Origin of the sequence: Aggregatibacter actinomycetemcomitans DSM 8324 (assembly GCF_000372365.1) — a bacterium.
Lineage (GTDB): Bacteria > Pseudomonadota > Gammaproteobacteria > Enterobacterales > Pasteurellaceae > Aggregatibacter > Aggregatibacter actinomycetemcomitans.
In genome coordinates this window covers 19,149-37,445 of the sequence record NZ_AQUU01000013.1, presented here as the reverse complement: position 1 = coordinate 37,445, position 18,297 = coordinate 19,149, and the positions used below count along the sequence as shown (strand labels likewise).

Annotated in this window: 17 protein-coding genes and 1 pseudogene; 9 read left to right on the top strand and 9 right to left on the bottom strand. The window is 45.8% G+C overall.

From position 1 onward, the window contains the following. Positions 1-102 precede the first annotated feature (102 nt). Genes ribH through dapB form a run of 6 tightly spaced genes read left to right on the top strand, consistent with a single transcriptional unit; the run spans position 103 to position 3,974 of the window. Positions 103-576: a 6,7-dimethyl-8-ribityllumazine synthase gene (ribH, locus tag A3CS_RS0108210; RefSeq protein ID WP_005537755.1), complete on the top strand. Its 474-nt coding sequence runs from the start codon at positions 103-105 to the stop codon at positions 574-576. A 6-nt stretch (positions 577-582) separates the two neighbouring features. After that, entirely contained in the window at positions 583-1,008 is a 426-nt protein-coding gene (gene nusB / locus A3CS_RS0108205) for a transcription antitermination factor NusB (protein WP_005545327.1), read from the top strand. Positions 1,009-1,026: 18 nt separating this feature from the next. Then, positions 1,027-2,010 carry a thiamine-phosphate kinase gene (gene thiL / locus A3CS_RS0108200; protein ID WP_005545326.1) on the top strand — a complete coding sequence of 328 codons (984 nt, stop codon included), beginning with the start codon at positions 1,027-1,029 and terminating at the stop codon, positions 2,008-2,010. Positions 2,011-2,019: 9 nt separating this feature from the next. Next, entirely contained in the window at positions 2,020-2,511 is a 492-nt protein-coding gene (locus A3CS_RS0108195) for a phosphatidylglycerophosphatase A family protein (protein WP_019518400.1), read from the top strand. Positions 2,512-2,519: 8 nt separating this feature from the next. Then, positions 2,520-3,140, top strand: a complete 621-nt coding sequence (locus A3CS_RS0108190; protein WP_019518399.1) for a LysE family transporter — start codon at positions 2,520-2,522, stop codon at positions 3,138-3,140. Between the two features lie 21 nt (positions 3,141-3,161). Continuing rightward, complete coding sequence (gene dapB / locus A3CS_RS0108185) at positions 3,162-3,974, top strand: 4-hydroxy-tetrahydrodipicolinate reductase (RefSeq protein WP_005545320.1); 813 nt, start codon at positions 3,162-3,164, stop codon at positions 3,972-3,974. 111 nt (positions 3,975-4,085) lie between these two features. On the opposite strand, the gene yfaE is transcribed toward dapB, so the two are convergent. The 7 genes and pseudogenes from yfaE to A3CS_RS1000000111895 form a co-directional block, all read right to left on the bottom strand. Next, positions 4,086-4,334, bottom strand: coding sequence for a class I ribonucleotide reductase maintenance protein YfaE (gene yfaE / locus A3CS_RS0108180; protein ID WP_005545316.1), 249 nt, complete (start codon positions 4,332-4,334; stop codon positions 4,086-4,088). Between the two features lie 67 nt (positions 4,335-4,401). Next, positions 4,402-4,671: a hypothetical protein gene (locus tag A3CS_RS0108175; RefSeq protein WP_005575381.1), complete on the bottom strand. Its 270-nt coding sequence runs from the start codon at positions 4,669-4,671 to the stop codon at positions 4,402-4,404. A 21-nt stretch (positions 4,672-4,692) separates the two neighbouring features. Next, a complete protein-coding gene (gene nrdB, locus A3CS_RS0108170; protein WP_019518398.1) occupies positions 4,693-5,823 on the bottom strand; it encodes a class Ia ribonucleoside-diphosphate reductase subunit beta in 1,131 nt (376 codons plus the stop codon). Positions 5,824-5,845: 22 nt separating this feature from the next. Then, the gene (locus A3CS_RS1000000111900; RefSeq protein ID WP_019518397.1) at positions 5,846-6,022 is read right to left on the bottom strand and encodes a hypothetical protein; all 177 of its coding nucleotides are present in this window, start codon (positions 6,020-6,022) and stop codon (positions 5,846-5,848) included. 2 nt (positions 6,023-6,024) lie between these two features. After that, positions 6,025-6,681, bottom strand: a complete 657-nt coding sequence (locus tag A3CS_RS0108160; RefSeq protein WP_019518396.1) for a hypothetical protein — start codon at positions 6,679-6,681, stop codon at positions 6,025-6,027. A 53-nt stretch (positions 6,682-6,734) separates the two neighbouring features. Continuing rightward, on the bottom strand, positions 6,735-9,005 hold the full coding sequence (nrdA, locus tag A3CS_RS0108155; RefSeq protein WP_005545205.1) for a class 1a ribonucleoside-diphosphate reductase subunit alpha: 2,271 nt from the start codon (positions 9,003-9,005) through the stop codon (positions 6,735-6,737). Between the two features lie 302 nt (positions 9,006-9,307). Next, a pseudogene (locus A3CS_RS1000000111895) lies at positions 9,308-10,923 on the bottom strand (type I restriction endonuclease subunit R, EcoR124 family); the annotation flags it as partial. A gap of 126 nt (positions 10,924-11,049) precedes the next feature. Here A3CS_RS1000000111895 and A3CS_RS0108145 point away from each other — a divergent pair. Genes A3CS_RS0108145 through A3CS_RS0108135 form a run of 3 tightly spaced genes read left to right on the top strand, consistent with a single transcriptional unit; the run spans position 11,050 to position 15,184 of the window. Beyond that, positions 11,050-12,078 carry an ABC transporter substrate-binding protein gene (locus tag A3CS_RS0108145; protein WP_019518395.1) on the top strand — a complete coding sequence of 343 codons (1,029 nt, stop codon included), beginning with the start codon at positions 11,050-11,052 and terminating at the stop codon, positions 12,076-12,078. A 51-nt stretch (positions 12,079-12,129) separates the two neighbouring features. Further along, positions 12,130-14,160, top strand: a complete 2,031-nt coding sequence (locus tag A3CS_RS0108140) for an ABC transporter permease (protein WP_005588383.1) — start codon at positions 12,130-12,132, stop codon at positions 14,158-14,160. Next, positions 14,144-15,184: an ATP-binding cassette domain-containing protein gene (locus tag A3CS_RS0108135; protein WP_005588380.1), complete on the top strand. Its 1,041-nt coding sequence runs from the start codon at positions 14,144-14,146 to the stop codon at positions 15,182-15,184. Before A3CS_RS0108140 ends, A3CS_RS0108135 begins: the two co-directional genes overlap by 17 nt. Before the next feature lie 56 nt (positions 15,185-15,240). Here A3CS_RS0108135 and A3CS_RS0108130 read toward each other — a convergent pair whose 3' ends face one another. Together A3CS_RS0108130 and malG are read right to left on the bottom strand one after the other, a co-directional pair. Next, positions 15,241-17,292 carry an alpha-amylase gene (locus tag A3CS_RS0108130; protein WP_005545220.1) on the bottom strand — a complete coding sequence of 684 codons (2,052 nt, stop codon included), beginning with the start codon at positions 17,290-17,292 and terminating at the stop codon, positions 15,241-15,243. 94 nt (positions 17,293-17,386) lie between these two features. Further along, positions 17,387-18,277, bottom strand: coding sequence for a maltose ABC transporter permease MalG (gene malG, locus A3CS_RS0108125; RefSeq protein WP_005537798.1), 891 nt, complete (start codon positions 18,275-18,277; stop codon positions 17,387-17,389). Between the last annotated feature and the right edge of the window lie 20 nt (positions 18,278-18,297).

The following is an 18,297-nucleotide window of genomic DNA, read 5'->3' as shown; positions in this document are numbered from 1 at the left end:
CTGCGTTTTTTAACCGCACTTTTTCCTTTCTTACTGCCAGAAAAGGAATTTTATGCTAGAATTCACGCGCTATTTTTCATTAATATATCTATAGGAAAGAACATGAAAGTTTTAGAAGGTCATATCGCAACGCCGGAAGCTAAAGTCGCCGTGGTTATCAGCCGTTTCAACAGTTTTATCAACGAAAGCCTGCTTGAAGGCGCTCTGGATGCGTTAAAACGTGTCGGTCAAGTGAAAGATGAAAATATCACTTTAGTGCGTGTACCGGGTGCATATGAACTGCCGTTAGTAGCGCGCCGTTTGGCGGAAAGCAAAAAATTCGATGCCATTGTTGCTCTGGGTACGGTAATCCGTGGCGGCACGGCGCATTTTGAATATGTGGCGGGTGAGGCCAGCAGCGGTTTAGGCAAAGTGGCGATGGAATCCGAAATTCCGGTGGCATTCGGCGTATTAACTACCGAAAACATCGAACAAGCCATTGAACGTGCAGGCACCAAAGCCGGTAATAAAGGTGCGGAAGCTGCCTTAGTTGCGTTAGAAATGGTGAATCTGTTAAATCAAATTCAGGCTGCGTAAGTAACAATGGCTGAACAAACAAAAAAAATCTCTCCTCGTCGCCGCGCCCGTGAATGCGCCGTTCAGGCGTTATATTCTTGGGCGATTTCAAAAAATTCCCCGGAAATAGTGGAACTGAATTTCATCACCGAACAGGATATGAAAGGCGTTGATACACCGTATTTCCGCAAATTATTCCGTCAAACGGTGGAAAATGTGGAAGCGGTGGATGCCACCATGCAATGCTATTTGGATCGCACGTTAGAAGAATTGGATCCTATCGAAAAAGCCATTTTGCGTTTGGCGGTGTATGAGCTGCAATTTGAAGCGAACGTGCCTTACAAAGTGGTCATCAACGAAGCCATTGAAGTGGCGAAAGTGTTCGGCGCAGACGAAAGCCATAAATATATCAACGGTGTATTAGACAAAATTGCACCGGTTGTGCGTGCGTAAATGGCGCAGAGAGGCAGTATGAGCGAAGGTGAATTTGACATCATTCAACGTTATTTTACTGCTTCCAAGCGTCCTCCGCGCAAAGATGTAGTGCTTTCGGTGGGCGATGATTGTGCCATCACCGAATTGAACACCAATCAGCATTTAGCCATCACCACCGACACCATGGTGGAAAACGTTCACTTCTTATCGACCATTCGCCCTGCTGATTTAGCCTACAAAGCGGTCGCCACTAATTTAAGCGATCTTGCCTCTATGGGTGCCGAACCCGCTTGGATTTCCCTCGCTTTAACCTTGCCGAAAATCGATCATGATTGGCTGGCGGAATTCAGTGAAAGTTTCTTTGCCATTTTGGATCATTACAACGTCGATTTAATCGGTGGCGACACCACGAAAGGCCCGTTAGGGTTGACCATTACCGCGCAAGGCATTATTGCGAAAAATAAAGGGTTATGTCGCCATCAGGCGAAAGTGGGGGATTGGATTTACGTTTCCGGCACCTTGGGCGACAGCGCGGCAGGCTTATCTTTTATCTTGCAGGGCAAAAGTGCGGTGAATTCTGCGCAAGAATTTTTAATTCAACGCCATCTGCGCCCGACACCAAGGGTGCTGCTGGGATTGGAACTTTCCGTTTCCGGTTTAGCAAATGCGGCAATCGACATCTCAGACGGGCTGGTTGCCGATTTAGGGCATATTTTAGAACGCAGCCAATGCGGTGCGATGATTGAATTGGATAAATTGCCCCTTTCCGCCGAGTTGGTCGCCGAAGTCGGTTTGGCGAAAGCGGAACAGTTTGCCTTGTCCGGCGGCGAAGACTACGAACTTTGTTTCACCGTACCTGACAACAATATCGTCAAATTAGAAAAAGCCCTGGCGCATCTCGGCGTGCCATATACCTGTATCGGACAAATTCGTCACGCGGGCAAAAAACGTATTCAGTTTCAACGCAGCGGGCTGGCGGTCGAGCTTGAGTTGCCACGCGGTTTCGATCATTTCAAATAGGTTTCACTTATGACGTCATCACAACATCCGCTCGAACGGGTGAATTTGCGCAATCCTATTCATTTCTTCGCGCTGGGGTTCGGCTCCGGTTTATTGCGTCCCGCGCCCGGTACCTGGGGCAGTTTGGTCGGCGTGATTTTAGGCGCGTTATTGCTACCGGCACTCGGTGCAAAAACATTTTTTATTTTGACCGCACTTTGCTTCTTCATCGGCATTTGGCTATGCGAACGCACCAGTCATGACATGGGCGTGCACGATCACGGCCGCATCGTGTGGGATGAAATCGTGGCGGTTTTCCTGGTGTTGTTAGCCGTGCCGCAAGTGTCATTATTATGGTGCGCCATCGCTTTCGTGACTTTCCGTCTGTTTGATATTTTAAAACCTTATCCTATTCGCTATTTTGACGAAAAACTCACCAACGGCTTCGGCATTATGGCAGATGATATTCTGGCGGCAGGCTACAGCATCGTTGTTATTCTCGTCTTAGCACATTTTATCTAGGCAATCAGATGTTAAATTTAATGTTCGTTCATTTGATGGGATTGCTTTCCCCCGGACCGGATTTTTTCTATGTGAGCCGTGTGGCGGCAATCCGTTCACGACGTACCGCTATTTACGGCGTTATGGGCATTACGCTCGGCGTGTTCCTCTGGGCAACCGCTGCCGTGTTGAGGCTTGCCATCGTCTTTAAAACCTCGCCGGCATTGCAAGGCGTGGTGATGGCATTGGGGGGCAGTTATTTGTTTTATCTTGGCGTGAAAATGACGCGCGTCAAAACCAACGCGGTGTTTAATGATTCAGCGGAAGGGCAAAGCGCGGGTGCCAAAAGTGAGTTGCTGAAAGGCTTATTGGTGAATTTATCCAATGCCAAAGTGGTGATTTATTTCAGTAGCGTAATGTCTTTTGTGTTGGTCAACATCACCGAAACGCGGCAAATTCTGACCGCACTTTTGATTATCACGGTGGAAACTTTTTTGTATTTTTACGTCATTTCTATTTTATTCTCACGCCCTTTTGCCAGACAGTTTTACAGTCGATACAGTCGCTATATTGATAATGTGTCGGGCGTAATTTTTATTTTATTCGGCATCTACTTAATTTATAGTGGTGGGCTGAAAGTGTTAGGCTAATTTATTTTCGGGAGAAACAACATGACATTAAAAATTGCCGTAGTGGGCGCAGGCGGACGCATGGGGCGCCAATTAATTCAGGCGGTATATAACGCAGAAGGCGTGGAATTAGGCGCGGCGTTTGAGCGCAAAGGTTCCTCATTGGTGGGCGCCGATGCCGGCGAATTGGCAGGGATCGGCAACTTAGGCATTAAGGTCGGCGATGACTTAAACGCGGCGAAAGATCGTTTCGATTTGCTGATTGATTTCACCCGCCCGGAAGGCACATTGGAACACTTGGCATTTTGTGTCACCAATCGTAAAAAAATCGTTATCGGCACCACGGGTTTTGATGATGCCGGCAAAGCGGCAATTAAATCGGCAGCCGAAAAGACCGCTATCGTGTTTGCTTCAAATTTCAGTGTCGGAGTGAATTTGGTCTTTAAATTATTGGAAAAAGCCGCCAAGGTGATGGGCGATTATTGCGACATCGAAATCATCGAAGCGCACCACCGCCACAAAGTCGATGCGCCGTCCGGTACCGCGCTTTCCATGGGCGAACATATTGCCAAAACCCTCGGACGGGATTTGAAAAACCACGGCGTATTTTGCCGCGACGGTATTATTGGCGAACGTAAACGTGATGAAATCGGCTTCTCCACCATCCGCGCCTCCGATGTGGTGGGCGAACACAGCGTCTGGTTTGCCGACATCGGCGAACGGGTAGAAATCGCCCACAAAGCCTCTAGCCGCATGACTTTTGCCAACGGTGCCGTACGTGCCGCCAAATGGCTTGAAGGTAAAAACAACGGCTTGTTCGACATGACGGACGTGTTGGATTTGAATAATTTATAAGGTCGGGTGCGTGTCAACGCACCTTTTTTGTTTGTGTGGGTGGTGCAACAAGTTGCACCCTACAAAGTGCGGTCGTTTTTTCCTTTGTTTTTACACCTTAATTCCAAAATTTTACAACTCAATTTCCAAATCTTCTTCCACCCGACAACAACACAATAAAATCTCATCTTTTTGTAAAAAGGCTAACGGGGTTTCCGCGTAGGACACCTTGCCTTTTTTGATTTTTACCCGACAGGAACCGCAATAGCCGCTGCGACATTGGTATTCGTGATGAATGCCGTGTTGTTCCAGACGGTTGAGAAGCGGAATTCGGTTATCGTGTTCGATGGTTTGTTGGCGGAGTAATAAATGGATTTTCATGATCGTTAAAATAAAAAGAGCAGCTAGAAGACTGTGCTAAATAGCATTATCTCTATTGTAATAGAAATTAGATCGACGCGGAATACGCCGGTTCGTGATTTTCCTGTGGAGAGAAAGGAGGGGCGTTAATTAACACCAACATCAAAATAAAATCGAAATCTAAAATGAAAATAATCAGGCTGTTATATTGAGAAAAAAGTTGTTTCGGTTTGGTAATAGGTTCAAGTTTGTGGCGGATGTTAGGCGGTTGGAGGGTGGTAGAAAGTGCGGTGACTTTTAGAGGCGTTTTTGGGGGATGTACCTGCTCGAAAATCGAATATAAAAAGGGTGGGTACATGACCCGCCCCACAAGGGATGATTACAAATCAAAATCATCAAAATCTTTGGTATCGACTTTGGAATCGATTTGACCCACAAGATAAGAACTCACTTCCACTTCTTGCGGTGCCACCTGTACGTTGTCGGAAACCAACCAGGCGTTGATCCAAGGAATCGGATTAGAGCGCGCTTGGAACGGCAACGGCAAGCCTACCGCCTGCATACGGATATTGGTGATGTATTCCACATATTGCACCAAAATGTCTTTGTTCAAACCGATCATGGAACCGTCTTTAAACAAATAATCCGCCCAGTCTTTTTCCTGTTCCGCCGCGGCGAGGAACAAATCGTAGGCTTCCTGTTTGCATTCTTCGGCAATTTCCGCCATTTCAGGATCGTCCTGACCCGCCGTCATAATGTTCAAAATGTGCTGCGTACCGGTTAAGTGTAATGCTTCATCACGAGCGATGAATTTAATGATTTTTGCATTACCTTCCATTAATTGGCGTTCTGCAAAAGCGAAGGAACAGGCAAAAGACACATAGAAGCGAATGGCTTCCAAGGCGTTGACGCTCATTAAGCACAGGTAAAGTTGTTTTTTCAGGTTACGCAGGCTCACCACGCATTCTTTACCGTCCACAGTGTAAGTGCCTTCGCCGTAGAGGCTGTAAAGCTGGCTGTCGCGGATTAAATCGTCGTAGTAAGAAGAAATATCGCGTGCGCGTTTGATGATTTCTTCGTTGGTCACGATGTCATCAAACACGATGGACGGATCGTTTACGATGTTACGAATAATGTGGGTGTAAGAACGGGAATGGATGGTTTCGGAGAAGGTCCAGGTCTCGATCCAGGTTTCCAATTCCGGAATGGACACCAACGGCAACAACGCCACATTCGGGCTTCTGCCTTGAATGGAATCCAACAAGGTTTGATATTTTAAGTTGCTGATGAAAATGTGTTTTTCATGTTCAGGCAACGCCGCGTAGTCGATACGGTCTTGCGACACATCCACTTCTTCCGGACGCCAGAAGAAGGAAAGTTGTTTTTCAATGAGCTTTTCAAAAGTCTCATATTTTTGTTGATCGTAACGCGCTACGTTGACGTTTTGACCAAAGAACATCGGTTCTTTTAATTGGTCGTTTTTTTTTTGTGAGAAAGTGGTGTATGCCATAGTATTTACCTATTTAACTTAACTATTTATGACTAACAGGAGGAGTTGTGGGTTTTACTGGAGCAGACTGTTGTTCCCTAACCTTTATATTAAAATCATCTGACTTTAATTTATAGTTTTCTGTGGATAATCTTTCATTTGTGGTTCTTAATGTTATACCATCCATTACAATGGCTTCATGGTTTTGGTTATATCTCATATCTATTCTCCTTTTGAAGGTTGTTGTGTAGTTGAAATTATAAGGTTTTTATATGGCTCACATATTGAAAGTCTAAGAGCTGTGTAAATTTTTGTTGCTTTACCTTTTGATGTTTTATAAACATCAGCATTTTCAATGTATATTTCGAATAGTTCTTTATCTTCATGAAAGGAATTTACAATACCCCTAATAAATAAATTTTTATCCCAAATAGTGATATCTATGTATTGATCTTTGTTATCTTTTAATAACTGGGGGAATACTCCATAATCACCATATTTTCTAGAAATATTAAATTTAAGAAGAAATTTGGCAAGGTATTCTTTGTGATCTATGTAAATAAATAATAAACCAAGAAAAAATGACACTATTCCTGAAGCAATTACTTCATTATAAGGTAGGTTAATACTTGAATTAACATCCCATACTTGAAGATACTCTGCATTATTTAATGTGAAATTTTCGTACCCGATTTTGGCACATTGATTTAATAGCGATAGAATTTGTAATATTAAGTAAGATAATATTCCATATGAAATAACAAACAATGAATATTTATAGTTATTCCATTCTTTATGTTCAGTGAACTTATCTATAAGCATTGTAATTATAATGCCAGGTAATAAAAGCATTACAATTTTTATTGTCAATTCATTCATATGAACTCGCTAAGAGTAATCTAATCCCTCCAATGAGGAGGGATTATTAATAATTAAATCTTACACGCCCCACCGGCACAACCATCATCCAAATCTTCTTGGCTGTCTTCGGCGCCGTCGCGGGTGTTCTGGTAGTAGAGGGTTTTTAAGCCGTATTTGTAAGCGGTTAAGAGATCTTTTAACAACACTTTCATCGGCACTTTGCCGTCTTCAAAACGTTTCGGATCGTAATTGGTATTAGCGGAAATCGCTTGATCCACGAATTTTTGCATGATGCCCACTAAGTGTAAGTAACCGTCATTGCTTGGAATATCCCAAAGCAATTCGTAGTTTTCGCCGAGGTTTTCGTAATCCGGCACCACTTGTTTCAAAATGCCGTCTTTGGAGGCTTTCACGCTCACATGACCGCGTGGCGGTTCGATGCCGTTGGTGGCGTTGGAAATCTGGGAAGAGGTTTCCGACGGCATTAAGGCGGTGAGGGTGGAGTTACGCAAGCCGAATTCTTGGATGTCGCGGCGCAGGCTTTCCCAGTCGTAATGCAGCGGTTCGGTGGTTAGGCTGTCGATGTCTTTTTTGTAAGTATCGATTGGCAAAATGCCTTGGGCGTAAGTGGTTTCGTTGAAATACTCGCACGCGCCTTGTTCTTTTGCCAAATTCATGGAGGCTTTCAGTAAATAATATTGAATGGCTTCAAAAGTGCGGTGGGTTAAATCGTTGGCGCTGCCGTCGGAATAACGCACGCCGTGTTTCGCCAAGTAATATGCATAGTTAATCACGCCGATACCCAAAGAACGACGGGCAAGGGAACTGCGTTTCGCCGCAATCACCGGATAATCTTGGTAATCCAATAAGGCATCTAAGGTGCGAACAGCAAGATCTGCCAGGTTGTCTAACTCGTCTAAGTTTTCCAGTTTGCCTAAGTTAAAGGCGGAAAGGGTACAAAGGGCTATTTCGCCATTTTCATCGTGGAAATGTTGTAACGGTTTGGTCGGCAGGGCGATTTCCAGGCAAAGATTGGATTGACGCACCGGTGCTACTTTCGGATCGAACGGTGAATGGGTGTTACAGTGGTCCACGTTATGAATATAAATACGACCGGTGGAAGCACGCTCCTGCATTAATAAGGAGAATAATTCCACGGCTTTCACGGTGCGTTTACGAATGTTTGGATCCTGTTCGTATTGCACATAAAGTTGCTCGAATTTATCTTGATCGGCAAAGAACGTTTCATAAAGCCCCGGCACATCGGACGGGCTGAATAGGGTAATGTCGCCGCCTTTAATTAAGCGTTGATACATTAATTTGTTGAGTTGCACACCGTAGTCCATGTGACGCACACGGTTGTCTTCCACGCCACGGTTGTTTTTCAACACCAACAGGCTTTCCACTTCCAAGTGCCAAATCGGGTAATACACCGTTGCCGCACCGCCGCGCACACCGCCCTGTGAGCAGGATTTGACGGCAGTTTGGAAGTGTTTGTAGAATGGAATACAACCGGTATGGAAGGCTTCGCCGCCACGAATCGGGCTGCCAAGAGCGCGAATAGCGCCCGCGTTGATCCCGATACCGGCGCGTTGGGAAACGTATTTCACAATGGCGGAGGCGGTCGCGTTAATGGAATCTAGGCTGTCGCCGCATTCGATCAGCACGCAAGAGCTGAATTGACGGGTTGGGGTGCGCACGCCTGCCATGATTGGGGTCGGCAGGGAAATTTTAAAGGTGGAGGTGGCATCGTAAAAACGGCGCACATAATCCAAACGGGTTTCCTGCGGGTATTTGGAGAACAGGCTCGCCGCTACCAATAAATAGAGGAATTGGGCGGATTCGTAGATCTCACCGGTCACACGGTTTTGGACTAAATATTTGCCTTCTAATTGCTTCACTGCCGCATAAGAGAAGGTCATATCGCGCCAATGGTCGATAAAACCGTCCATTTCATCCCATTCTTCGCGAGTGTAGTCATCCAATAAAGACGGATCGTATTTGCCCATACGTACCAGTTTTTTCACGTGATCGTATAAACGCGGCGGATCAAAATGCCCGTACGCTTTTTTACGCAAATGGAACACCGCAAGGCGCGCGGCAAGGTATTGATAATCCGGGGAATCTTTGCTGATCAGATCCGCCGCCGCTTTAATAATGGTTTCGTGAATGTCGGAGGTGCGAATCCCTTCATAAAACTGAATGTGAGAACGCAATTCCACTTGAGACACGGACACATTGTCCAACCCTTCCGCCGCCCAAGTGATCACGCGGTGAATTTTATCAAGATTAATCGGTTCCGGTTTTCCGTCACGTTTGGTGACCATCAATGCCTTGTTCATGGAAGATACCTATTTCTCTAAAATATATGAAAAACACAACATATAGTTGCGTTATAAAAATTTTGCACAAGATAATGTGTTGGATGTGAAAATTCAAGTACTAAATTTTTTACTTGAATTATTGACATAAAATAACTGCTTATAAACCAAGAAGAATTTTTTGCGTGGTAAAAATCGCATTATTAAAATTTGTGTAAAGGGACAAATTTTATGCGAAATGATGAGGGTAGGGCGTTTTGAAAGAAAAAAGTGCGGTGAAAAAACACCTTAAATTTCCACCGCACTTTTTAGGGGAAAGGTGATTAGATACTTCCACCGATGCCCTTAAATTTCTCAACAAATTCCGCAATTTTTTGGAAAATACTTTTCTTTTTCTTCAGATATTCCGGATTGAGCGGACTCATCTTAGGCAGGGCTTCATTTAAATCCGTGCCGTTTTCGCTGGCGTACTCGCGTTTTAATGAAACACTAATATAACGTTTAGCCGCTTCTATGTTTAAGTTTTCCGAAGCAATGAGTTCATTAGCCTCTTTTTGTTGCTCTGTTTGAGCAAATTTAAAGAACGCTTCAATGATACTTGCCTTGTCGGCAATAGCATCTAAATCTGTTTGATGAATAAAATCGATGATTAAACTTTCTTTGGCGCGGTTTCCCAAACTTGAGCGGATAATTGAACGAATTTCTTCAACCAAGGTTTCTTTGTCTTTGGTTTTTTATTGTGCTCAAAAATCAGCTCTAAAATATAATCCAGATTGATTTCTTGGGATTTTAATAAATCCACCTCAAAGACTACATCATCCCAATCAATGGTTGATTTGCCTTTTTCTTCGCCATCTTTTTGCCGGCGAAGCCAATCACGAATGTCATTATAAGTAGATCGATAATTTTGAATAGCGCGTTCGCTTGGTATATCAATTTTTTGTATTTCAGCAAGGGCTTCATCGCTAAGATAATACTTTTCTTTAAATGCTTGTATTGCTTGTTCATCAGTTTTATCAACGGATTGAAATGCCTGCAAAGCGGAAAATTCATCATAATTTTGCAGGATATTTTCAACGCGTAAATATTCACCGAATAATTTAACAAAGGCTTTTTTGCCTTTTTCCGTTTCAATTTCAGTTGGATCAGGAAAACGATCGCTGAGTTCGGTAATGACGTCTAAATAGCCGCGGCGATCGATGCCTGCATCGGTATAGCCTTCCATATATTCTTGATAGCTTTTTTCCAGTACTACGTTACGCGTATTGGCGTTGCCAAAAAGCGTAATGGCATCAATGGTGTTTTGCTCCAAATCGCGGAAAGTAACGATATTGCCAAAGGTTTTGGTCGCATTATAAATTCGATTGGTGCGGGAAAAAGCTTGAATTAACCCGTGATAACGTAGATTTTTATCGACAAACAAGGTGTTTAGCGTTGGCGCATCAAACCCGGTTAAAAACATACCGACAACAATAAGCAGGTCAATTTCTTTATTTTTTACCCGTTTTGCCAAATCTCGATAATAATTTTGGAAGGATTTTCCATCTACATCATAGTTGGTTGCAAAATACTTGTTGTAGTCATCAATAGCAGATTTTAAGAATTCTTTGGCGCTCGAATTCATGGCTTCCACTTCAAAACTTTCATCGGTAATATCGCCTACCGCGTCTTGTTCTTCATTAGCGGCAAAAGAAAAGATAGTGGCAATTTTAAGCGGATTTTCTACCGCACTTTGTTGCTTTTTAAATGCTTCATAATAAAACTTTGCCGCCTCCACACTACTCACCGCAAACATCGCATTAAAGCCTTGATTGCCGGCGTTGAAACGATGTGTCTTTTGTTTGAAGTTGTTCAAAATGTATTGTGTGATTTCTTCAATGCGCTTGGGCTGTAAAAAAGCCGCTTTTTGCTCAAGTGCGGTTAGTTTTTTCCGTGTTTTTAGCCGGTGATTGGTTGTACCTGTTTTTCATCAGCGCAAAAAATAAACGTGATTTATTTAGTATTTTGCATTCAATGGCATATAATCCTGAGCAATCAATGATGATTAATTTATGAGGGATTGAATATGCAAAAATGGTTTAAACGCAGTTTAGGTTTGGTTTGTCTTTCGCCTTTTTTCTTCGCCCAGCAGGCACAGGCGGAAGGGCGCTTGACGGTGTATTGCACGGTGCAAAATAAAGTGTGTGAAAAAGTGACGCAGGATTTCGGCGCGAAATACAACGTGGAAACGCAATTCGTACACGGCGGCACGGAAACCATTTTTGGCAAGATCAAAGCGGAAAAAGACAATCCGCAGGCGGATTTTTGGTATGGCGGAACTATCGAACCGCATTTTCAGGCGGGAGAGTTAGGTTTATTGGAAGTCTACCGTTCGCCGAAACAGGCGGAAATCCTACCGCAGTTTAAAACCTTGATGGCAGAAAAAGGCGAGTTTACGTCCGTGGCGTATATGCTGGTGTTAGGTTTCGGCGTGAATACGCAAAAATTAGCCCAACTCGGTTTGCCGACACCGCAAACCTGGGAAGATTTGTTAAAGCCGGAATACAAAGGCGAGGTTCAACTGCCCGATCCGCGCGCTTCCGGCACCACTTACACGATTATGGCGACTTTAATTCAGCTTTGGGGCGAAGAAAAAGCTTTTGATTACCTCAAAAAACTCAATGAAAACGTGTCGCAATATGTGAAAAGCAATTTGGTGACGGCGAATTTATCCCGTGGCGAAACGGTGATCAGTATTGGATTCGTGCATTCTTACGCCACGGAAAAAGAAAAAGGCGCGCCGGTAGAGGCGGTGATTCCGCAAGGCAAAACGGGTTACGCCTTGGGCGGTGCGAGCATCATCAAAGGTGCGCGTAATTTGGATAACGCCAAACTGTTCATGGATTATGTGCTTTCCAAAGAGGTGGAAGAAATCCCGTGGCGTGAATTCGGTTTGTATCAAATCCCGACGAACGTGAATGCCGAGGCTTCACCGAAATCCGTTAATCCGAAGACCTTACAATTATTGAATTTTGATTTTGTGAAATTCGGTTCCAGTGAAGAAGGCAAACGCTTGATTAATAAATGGTTGGCGGAAATTAAATTGGCGAAATAGCCTTATCGTGGGGAATAACTTCTCCATGAAATCAGCTCAGATTTTCTATCAATGCTAAAAAAACAATTTCGCCACAACATCTCGATTTTGCTTGCATTTACGGCATTTGCGTTATTGCCTGTGCGAGCCTTGGATTACGGCATTTTTGATGCCACCCGGAGCGAATATTTCGCGGCGCTGGGCTGGGCGCAACCGAATATCAGCTGGTTGTGGTTTGCGGCGTTATTGTTTTTCCCTTTTCTTTCCCGAAGCGCCCTCGGGCGACCTAAAATTACCTTATTTTTAGCCGTTTCACTCGGTGTCTTCATTTGGTTTTCCGCCGAATTTTTCCGCTTTCGTTTTGGCTATGCCGTTATTTTTCTGGCATTGGCTCTGGGCGCCATTTTGGTGGATGCTTTGGCGCGCTTGCGGTTTATGCAGGGCGATCGTTTTTTATTAAGTGTTGCCTTGGGGCTGTCCTGTTTAGTCATCGGGTTTATTTTTTATCCCATCGGCAAATTATTCGCCGTCTTTTTTAGCGCAGAACAGGGCGATTGGCAGAATATCTCTGCCTTAATGGCGAATGCCGGCTTATGGCAGGTGGTGGGGAATTCTTTGGCGGTGTCCGCTTCGGTCGGGCTTTTTTCCGTATTATTCGGCTTGATTTTCGCCCTTTATACCACCCGCATCGCTAAACGTAGTTTATGGGTTAGCAAACTCTTTTCGATTTTACCCATGGTTACGCCGCCCTTTGTGGTAAGTCTCGGCGTGATGCTTATGTTTGGACGCAACGGTGCCGTCACGCCGTTTTTAACGCAACATTTCGGTATTACGGCAAATTGGCTGTACGGCTTCAACGGCATTTTAATTTCCCATACGCTGGCGCTCACGCCCATGGCATTTATGCTTATTGAAGGCGCGTTAAAAGCCTTATCGTCCAAGCTGGAAGAAGCGGGCGTGATGTTAGGGGCAAACCGTTGGCAAAGTTTCCGTTTTATTGTGTTGCCGCTACTTAAACCGGCGTTAGCCAATGCGTTTTTGATCGTGATGGTGCAATCGCTAGCAGATTTCAGTACGCCTTTCGTGCTGGGCGGCAATTTTGATGTGTTGGCAACGCAGATTTATTTTTATATTGTCGGTGCACAAAACGATTATTTAGCCGCCAGTACCCTAGGCGTGATTTTGCTTGCTATCTCGTTGAGCATATTCTGGCTGCAATACCGTTTTATCGGCAGCCAAAACTATGTCACGGTATCGGGCAAATCTTTTGAAGGTCGGGTAACGCCGTTGGCTACCGGTTTGAACGTGTTGGTGACGACGGTTTTTATCCTTTGGGTGGGCTTTAACGGTATTTTGTACGGCAGCATTTTTTACGGCAGTTTCATGCAAAGCTGGGGCATTAATAACCAGTTTACTTTTCAGCATTATATCACCTTATTCGGACAAGGTTGGAACAGCGGTGCTATTCCGTCTTTAGTACAAACCGCGTTATTCGCGTTAATTGCCGCGCCTTTTACTGCCATCAGCGGTTTTCTGTTAGCCTATTTTTTCGCCCGTCGGCATTTTTTCGGCAAAAAATACGCGGAATTTTTCACTTTATTAAGTTTTGCCGCGCCCGGCACGGTGGCGGGCGTCTCTTACATTCTGGCGTTTAATCATGTGCCATTGTATTTAACCGGCACCGGCGTCATCATTGTGCTTTCCATGATTACGCGCAATATGCCTATCGGGTTGCGTGCGGCGTTGGTGAATTTCAAACAGTTGGATCCGAGCTTAGATGAAGCGGGTTATACGCTAAAAGCGAGCAGTTTTCAGGTATTACGCTTTATTATTCTGCCTTTATCAAAACCGGCGTTATTATCCGCCTTAGTGACCGGTTTCGTGCGTGCCATGACTACCATCAGCGCCATTATTTTCTTAGTCACGCCAAGCACCCGCGTTGCCACGTCTTATATTTTAAATCGCGTGGAAGACGGTGATTACGGACTTGCGGTGGCATACGGCGCAACCCTCATTGTGGTGATGATGCTGGTGATCGGGCTATTCGGGCGCTGGGTCGGCGATTTCAATTTGCAGAGAAAAAAACATGACAGAACAGATTGAATTAAAACACATCTATAAATCCTTCGGGCAAACCAAGGTGTTGCAGGATTTCAATTTATCTTTTCAAAAGCATAAATTCACCACTTTGCTTGGTGCCTCCGGCTGTGGCAAAACCACCATTTTGCGTCTGATTGCGGGGCTAGAAGAGCCGGATAAAGGGCAGATTTTGTGCGACGGACGGGATCTCAGTCGGCTTGCGCCGCAACAACGTGGCGTGGGCTTCGTGTTTCAGTCTTATGCCTTATTTCCCCATTTAACGGTGAGTGAAAACGTGGCGTTCGGCTTAAAAATGCAGGATGAAAACGCAACGAACATTGCCGCTAAAGTGAAAAATGTGTTGAAAATGGTGGAGTTGGACGGTTTTGAAACGCGTCGTATTGAGCAGCTTTCCGGCGGGCAACAACAGCGGGTGGCACTTGCCCGTGCCTTGGTTATCGCGCCGCAGATTTTATTGTTTGATGAACCTTTGAGCAACCTGGATACCAATTTACGCCGCACATTACGCGAAATGATTCGTCATTTACAGCAACAACTGAATATCACTACCTTATATGTTACCCACGATCAAAGCGAAGCTTTTGCCATTTCTGATGAAGTAGTGGTGATGAATCAGGGCAAGGTTGAACAAATCGGCACCCCAAGCGAGCTCTACCGCGCGCCTGCCTCCCGCTTCACCGCCACCTTCATGGGCGATGCCTCATTCTTTCCCGTGCAATCAAAAAACGGCAAATTATTCATGGATAAAAATCCATTATCATTAGTCTCTCAAACAGGGGCGACGGATGGCAATTATCAGCTAGGCATTCGCCCGGAAGGCGTGTTACTTGGTTTGCAAGGTGAGTCGGCTGCACAATGCACGATTCAGTCGGCAGTATTCATGGGAAATTATTGGGAAATCCGCGCCCTATGGCAGGGCTTGCCGCTATTGATTCACCTGAACCCGAACGATTACATACCGAACCAACCGCGTTATTTCGTGCAGCTACGCCCCATAGGCTGGTTTTTGCTGCCGGCAGAAGGGTAAAAGTGCGGTCGATTTAAAAAACGTTTTTTGAAATGACCGCACTTTTTGCAGTAATCTTACTCTCCTGCCCAAATAACCATCACTTTATCGCCGTCCAATTCACGGCTAAAGGCGTAATATTTATTCGTTTTCGCAGTGGTTTGTTTACCTGCGCCGATTGCCGGATGCGCTTGGCGGAAGCGGGCGAGTGTTTGCCAGTGGGTGAGCAGGGCTTGTTTGTCGGCGTTTGTACCGAGATCCTGCCAATTCATGTCGGAACGCGTGCCTTGCATCGGGTCTGAGCCTGTCGGTCCGAATTCCCGTCCGCTTTCATCGCCGTAATAGATTTGCACGGCGCCCGGCGCCAGTAATAACAGGTTGGCGGCGATTTTTTGTTTCGCGTTGTTGCCTTGGCTGTCCGAATGATAGAACAAACGGGTATCGTGGGAGGAAAGGTAACTCAACACATTGAAATCTTTCAGTTTGTCGCTCATGTCCTGATACACGGGATCAATGTGGGCGAAACAATCCAAGGCGTTTTTCGCCTGATCCTGAAAGTCGAAATTGATCATGGCGTCAAAACCGTTTTGATAATAATCGCTTTTCAGCACGCCATGTCCCCAGGCTTCGCCCGTCATCCAAAAGGGTTCGCCGCTACTCTCGGAAGGATGTTTTTGCTGCCACTGGCGCAATGCCGCATCCGCCGATTGTTTTAATGCCAGCCAAGTGGATTTTTCAACGTGTTTGGCGGTATCCACACGGAAGCCGTCCACGCCGTAGTTACGCACCCAGTCGGACAACCAGCCGATGAGATAATCGCGCACTTTGGCATTCGGCAGGGCTTTGGCGTGGGTTTGTTTATGGTGATAAAAAGGCGGCAAACCCACTGCATTATCGCTTTCGGTTTTGAGATCGGGCAGTGAAGCGAGAGACATTTTCAGATCGTCGAATTTCGGGCTGTCGTAATTGCCGATATCGGAGCGCACCCAATCCTTGCCCCACCATTTCGCCCAGCCGGCGCTATCGCCGAAATTGATGTAGTCGTTAAAACTATGCCAATTCTGACCGCGCTTCGGTTTCCAATTCGTCCATTTTTCACCTAATACGGATTGCATTTCTTCCGGTTTCAGGTAAAACGAACCGAAACCGAATTCCTGCATATCCGCAAGGGTAGCGTAGCCGGTGTGATTCATCACCACGTCGAAAATCACTTTCATGCCGCGTTTATGGGCTTGCTCAATGAAATGGCTGAGATCCTGCTCCGTCCCCATGTTGGCGTCAATTTTCGTCCAGTCCTGATGATAATAGCCGTGGTAGGCGTAATGCGGAAAATCGCCTTTATCCCCACCGCCGACCCAGCCGTGCATTTGTTCCAGTGGCGAGGAAATCCAGATGACGTTCACGCCGAGCTGTTGCAGGTAATCCAGTTTTTCCGTTAAGCCTTTTAAATCGCCACCATGGAACGTACCGATTTCCTGCATACCGTCTTTTTGTCGTCCGTAGCTGTGATCGTTGTGCGGGTTGCCGTTATGAAAGCGATCGGTCAACACAAAATAGACGGTGGCATTCTTCCAGTGAAAAACACTTGGATTTTTAACCGCACTTTTTTCCAAGAGCAGCAAGCCGCCCGCCAACGGATCTGGCGTCAAGGTCACTTTACCGTTTTTCACCACCGCACTTTTACCTGAATAAGCATCACGCACGGTATCGCCGTCGGCGAAGGTTTGGCTCACATCAATTTCCAACGGTTTCTGATCCCACTTCGGACAGGTTTTCGCCACGGCTTCCGGTTCCGGCTGTCGTTCAATGCTGATGCGTAAAGTCGGCGTGCCACTGCGGGTGTCGATTTGGGCGAGATAATTGCCGTGACGGAAAATACGTAATTGCGGCGCGTCGCCATGACAAGGTTCGAGGGAGGCGGTTTGATTGAGTTTTACGGCAGTTTGCGGTTGGAAGCATTTGCCGTCGTTTTGAAATTGTAACGAATAATTGCCTTTGTCCAGCGTTGCCTGCCCTTGGAAAAGTTGCTTTTCGGCGTTTTCGTTCAGTTCGTTAAACTGCGGGTGCTGCCACGCGGCAAAGGCATTGCCGGCGCAGAACAGGGAAAAATAGAGAATGGATTTTTGCATGAAACGCCTCCTGATGAACAAAAGTGCGGTGGTTTTTGGAGATAGATTTAATGTCTGAAAAAAATCCCCCTCTTTGGTAAAGAGGGGAGTTTCTTTACCCCTTCACCCCNCCTGCCGTTAATCCGCCGATTAACCAGCGTTGTGCCAGTAAGAATACGAGGGTAATCGGAATGGCGGAAAGTACTGCCGCAGCAGCGAAGTCGCCCCAGAGGTAGTTTTGCGGGTAGAGATATTGTTGCATTCCCACCGCCAGGGTGTAGCTGTTGACATCGCGTAATAATAGCGAGGCGACCGGCACTTCGGTAATGGCGGCGATAAAGGACAGAATGAAAACCACCGCCAGAATCGGTACGGAGAGAGGTAGTAAAATTAAGCGGAATGCCTGCCATGGGGTAGCGCCGTCTAAGGCGGCAGCTTCTTCCAGGGATCCGTCGATGGTTTCAAAATAGCCTTTGATGGTCCAAACGTGCAAGGCGATACCGCCCAAGTAAGCGAAAATCACGCCGCCGTGGGTGTTTAAGCCGAGGAACGGGATATATTGACCGAGGCGATCGAATAAGGCGTATAAGGCGACCAAAGACAACACCGCAGGGAACATTTGGAAAATTAACATGCCTTGCAAGATGGTTTTTTTGCCTTTGAATTTCATCCGCGCGAAAGCGTAGGCGCAAGTGGTGGACAGAACAACGATACCCACGGAGGTGATGGTCGCCACTTTAATGGAGTTCCACAACCACAACAACACCGGGAACGGCGGTGGTGTGACAGAACCGTCGGCGTGTACCACATCAAAGCCAAGCGCCGCCTGCCAGTGTTCCCAGGAAATTTGTTTCGGAATCAAATCGCCCAAAGCGAGGTTGCCCGGGCGCAGGGAAATGCCGATCACCATCAGTAACGGGAAAATAATCAGACAAATAAATGCAATCAGCAGCAAATGGGTCACCCATAAACGGTAGCGGGCAGATTTGGATTGTACGATAGCCATAATTCGGTTCTCCTGAATGC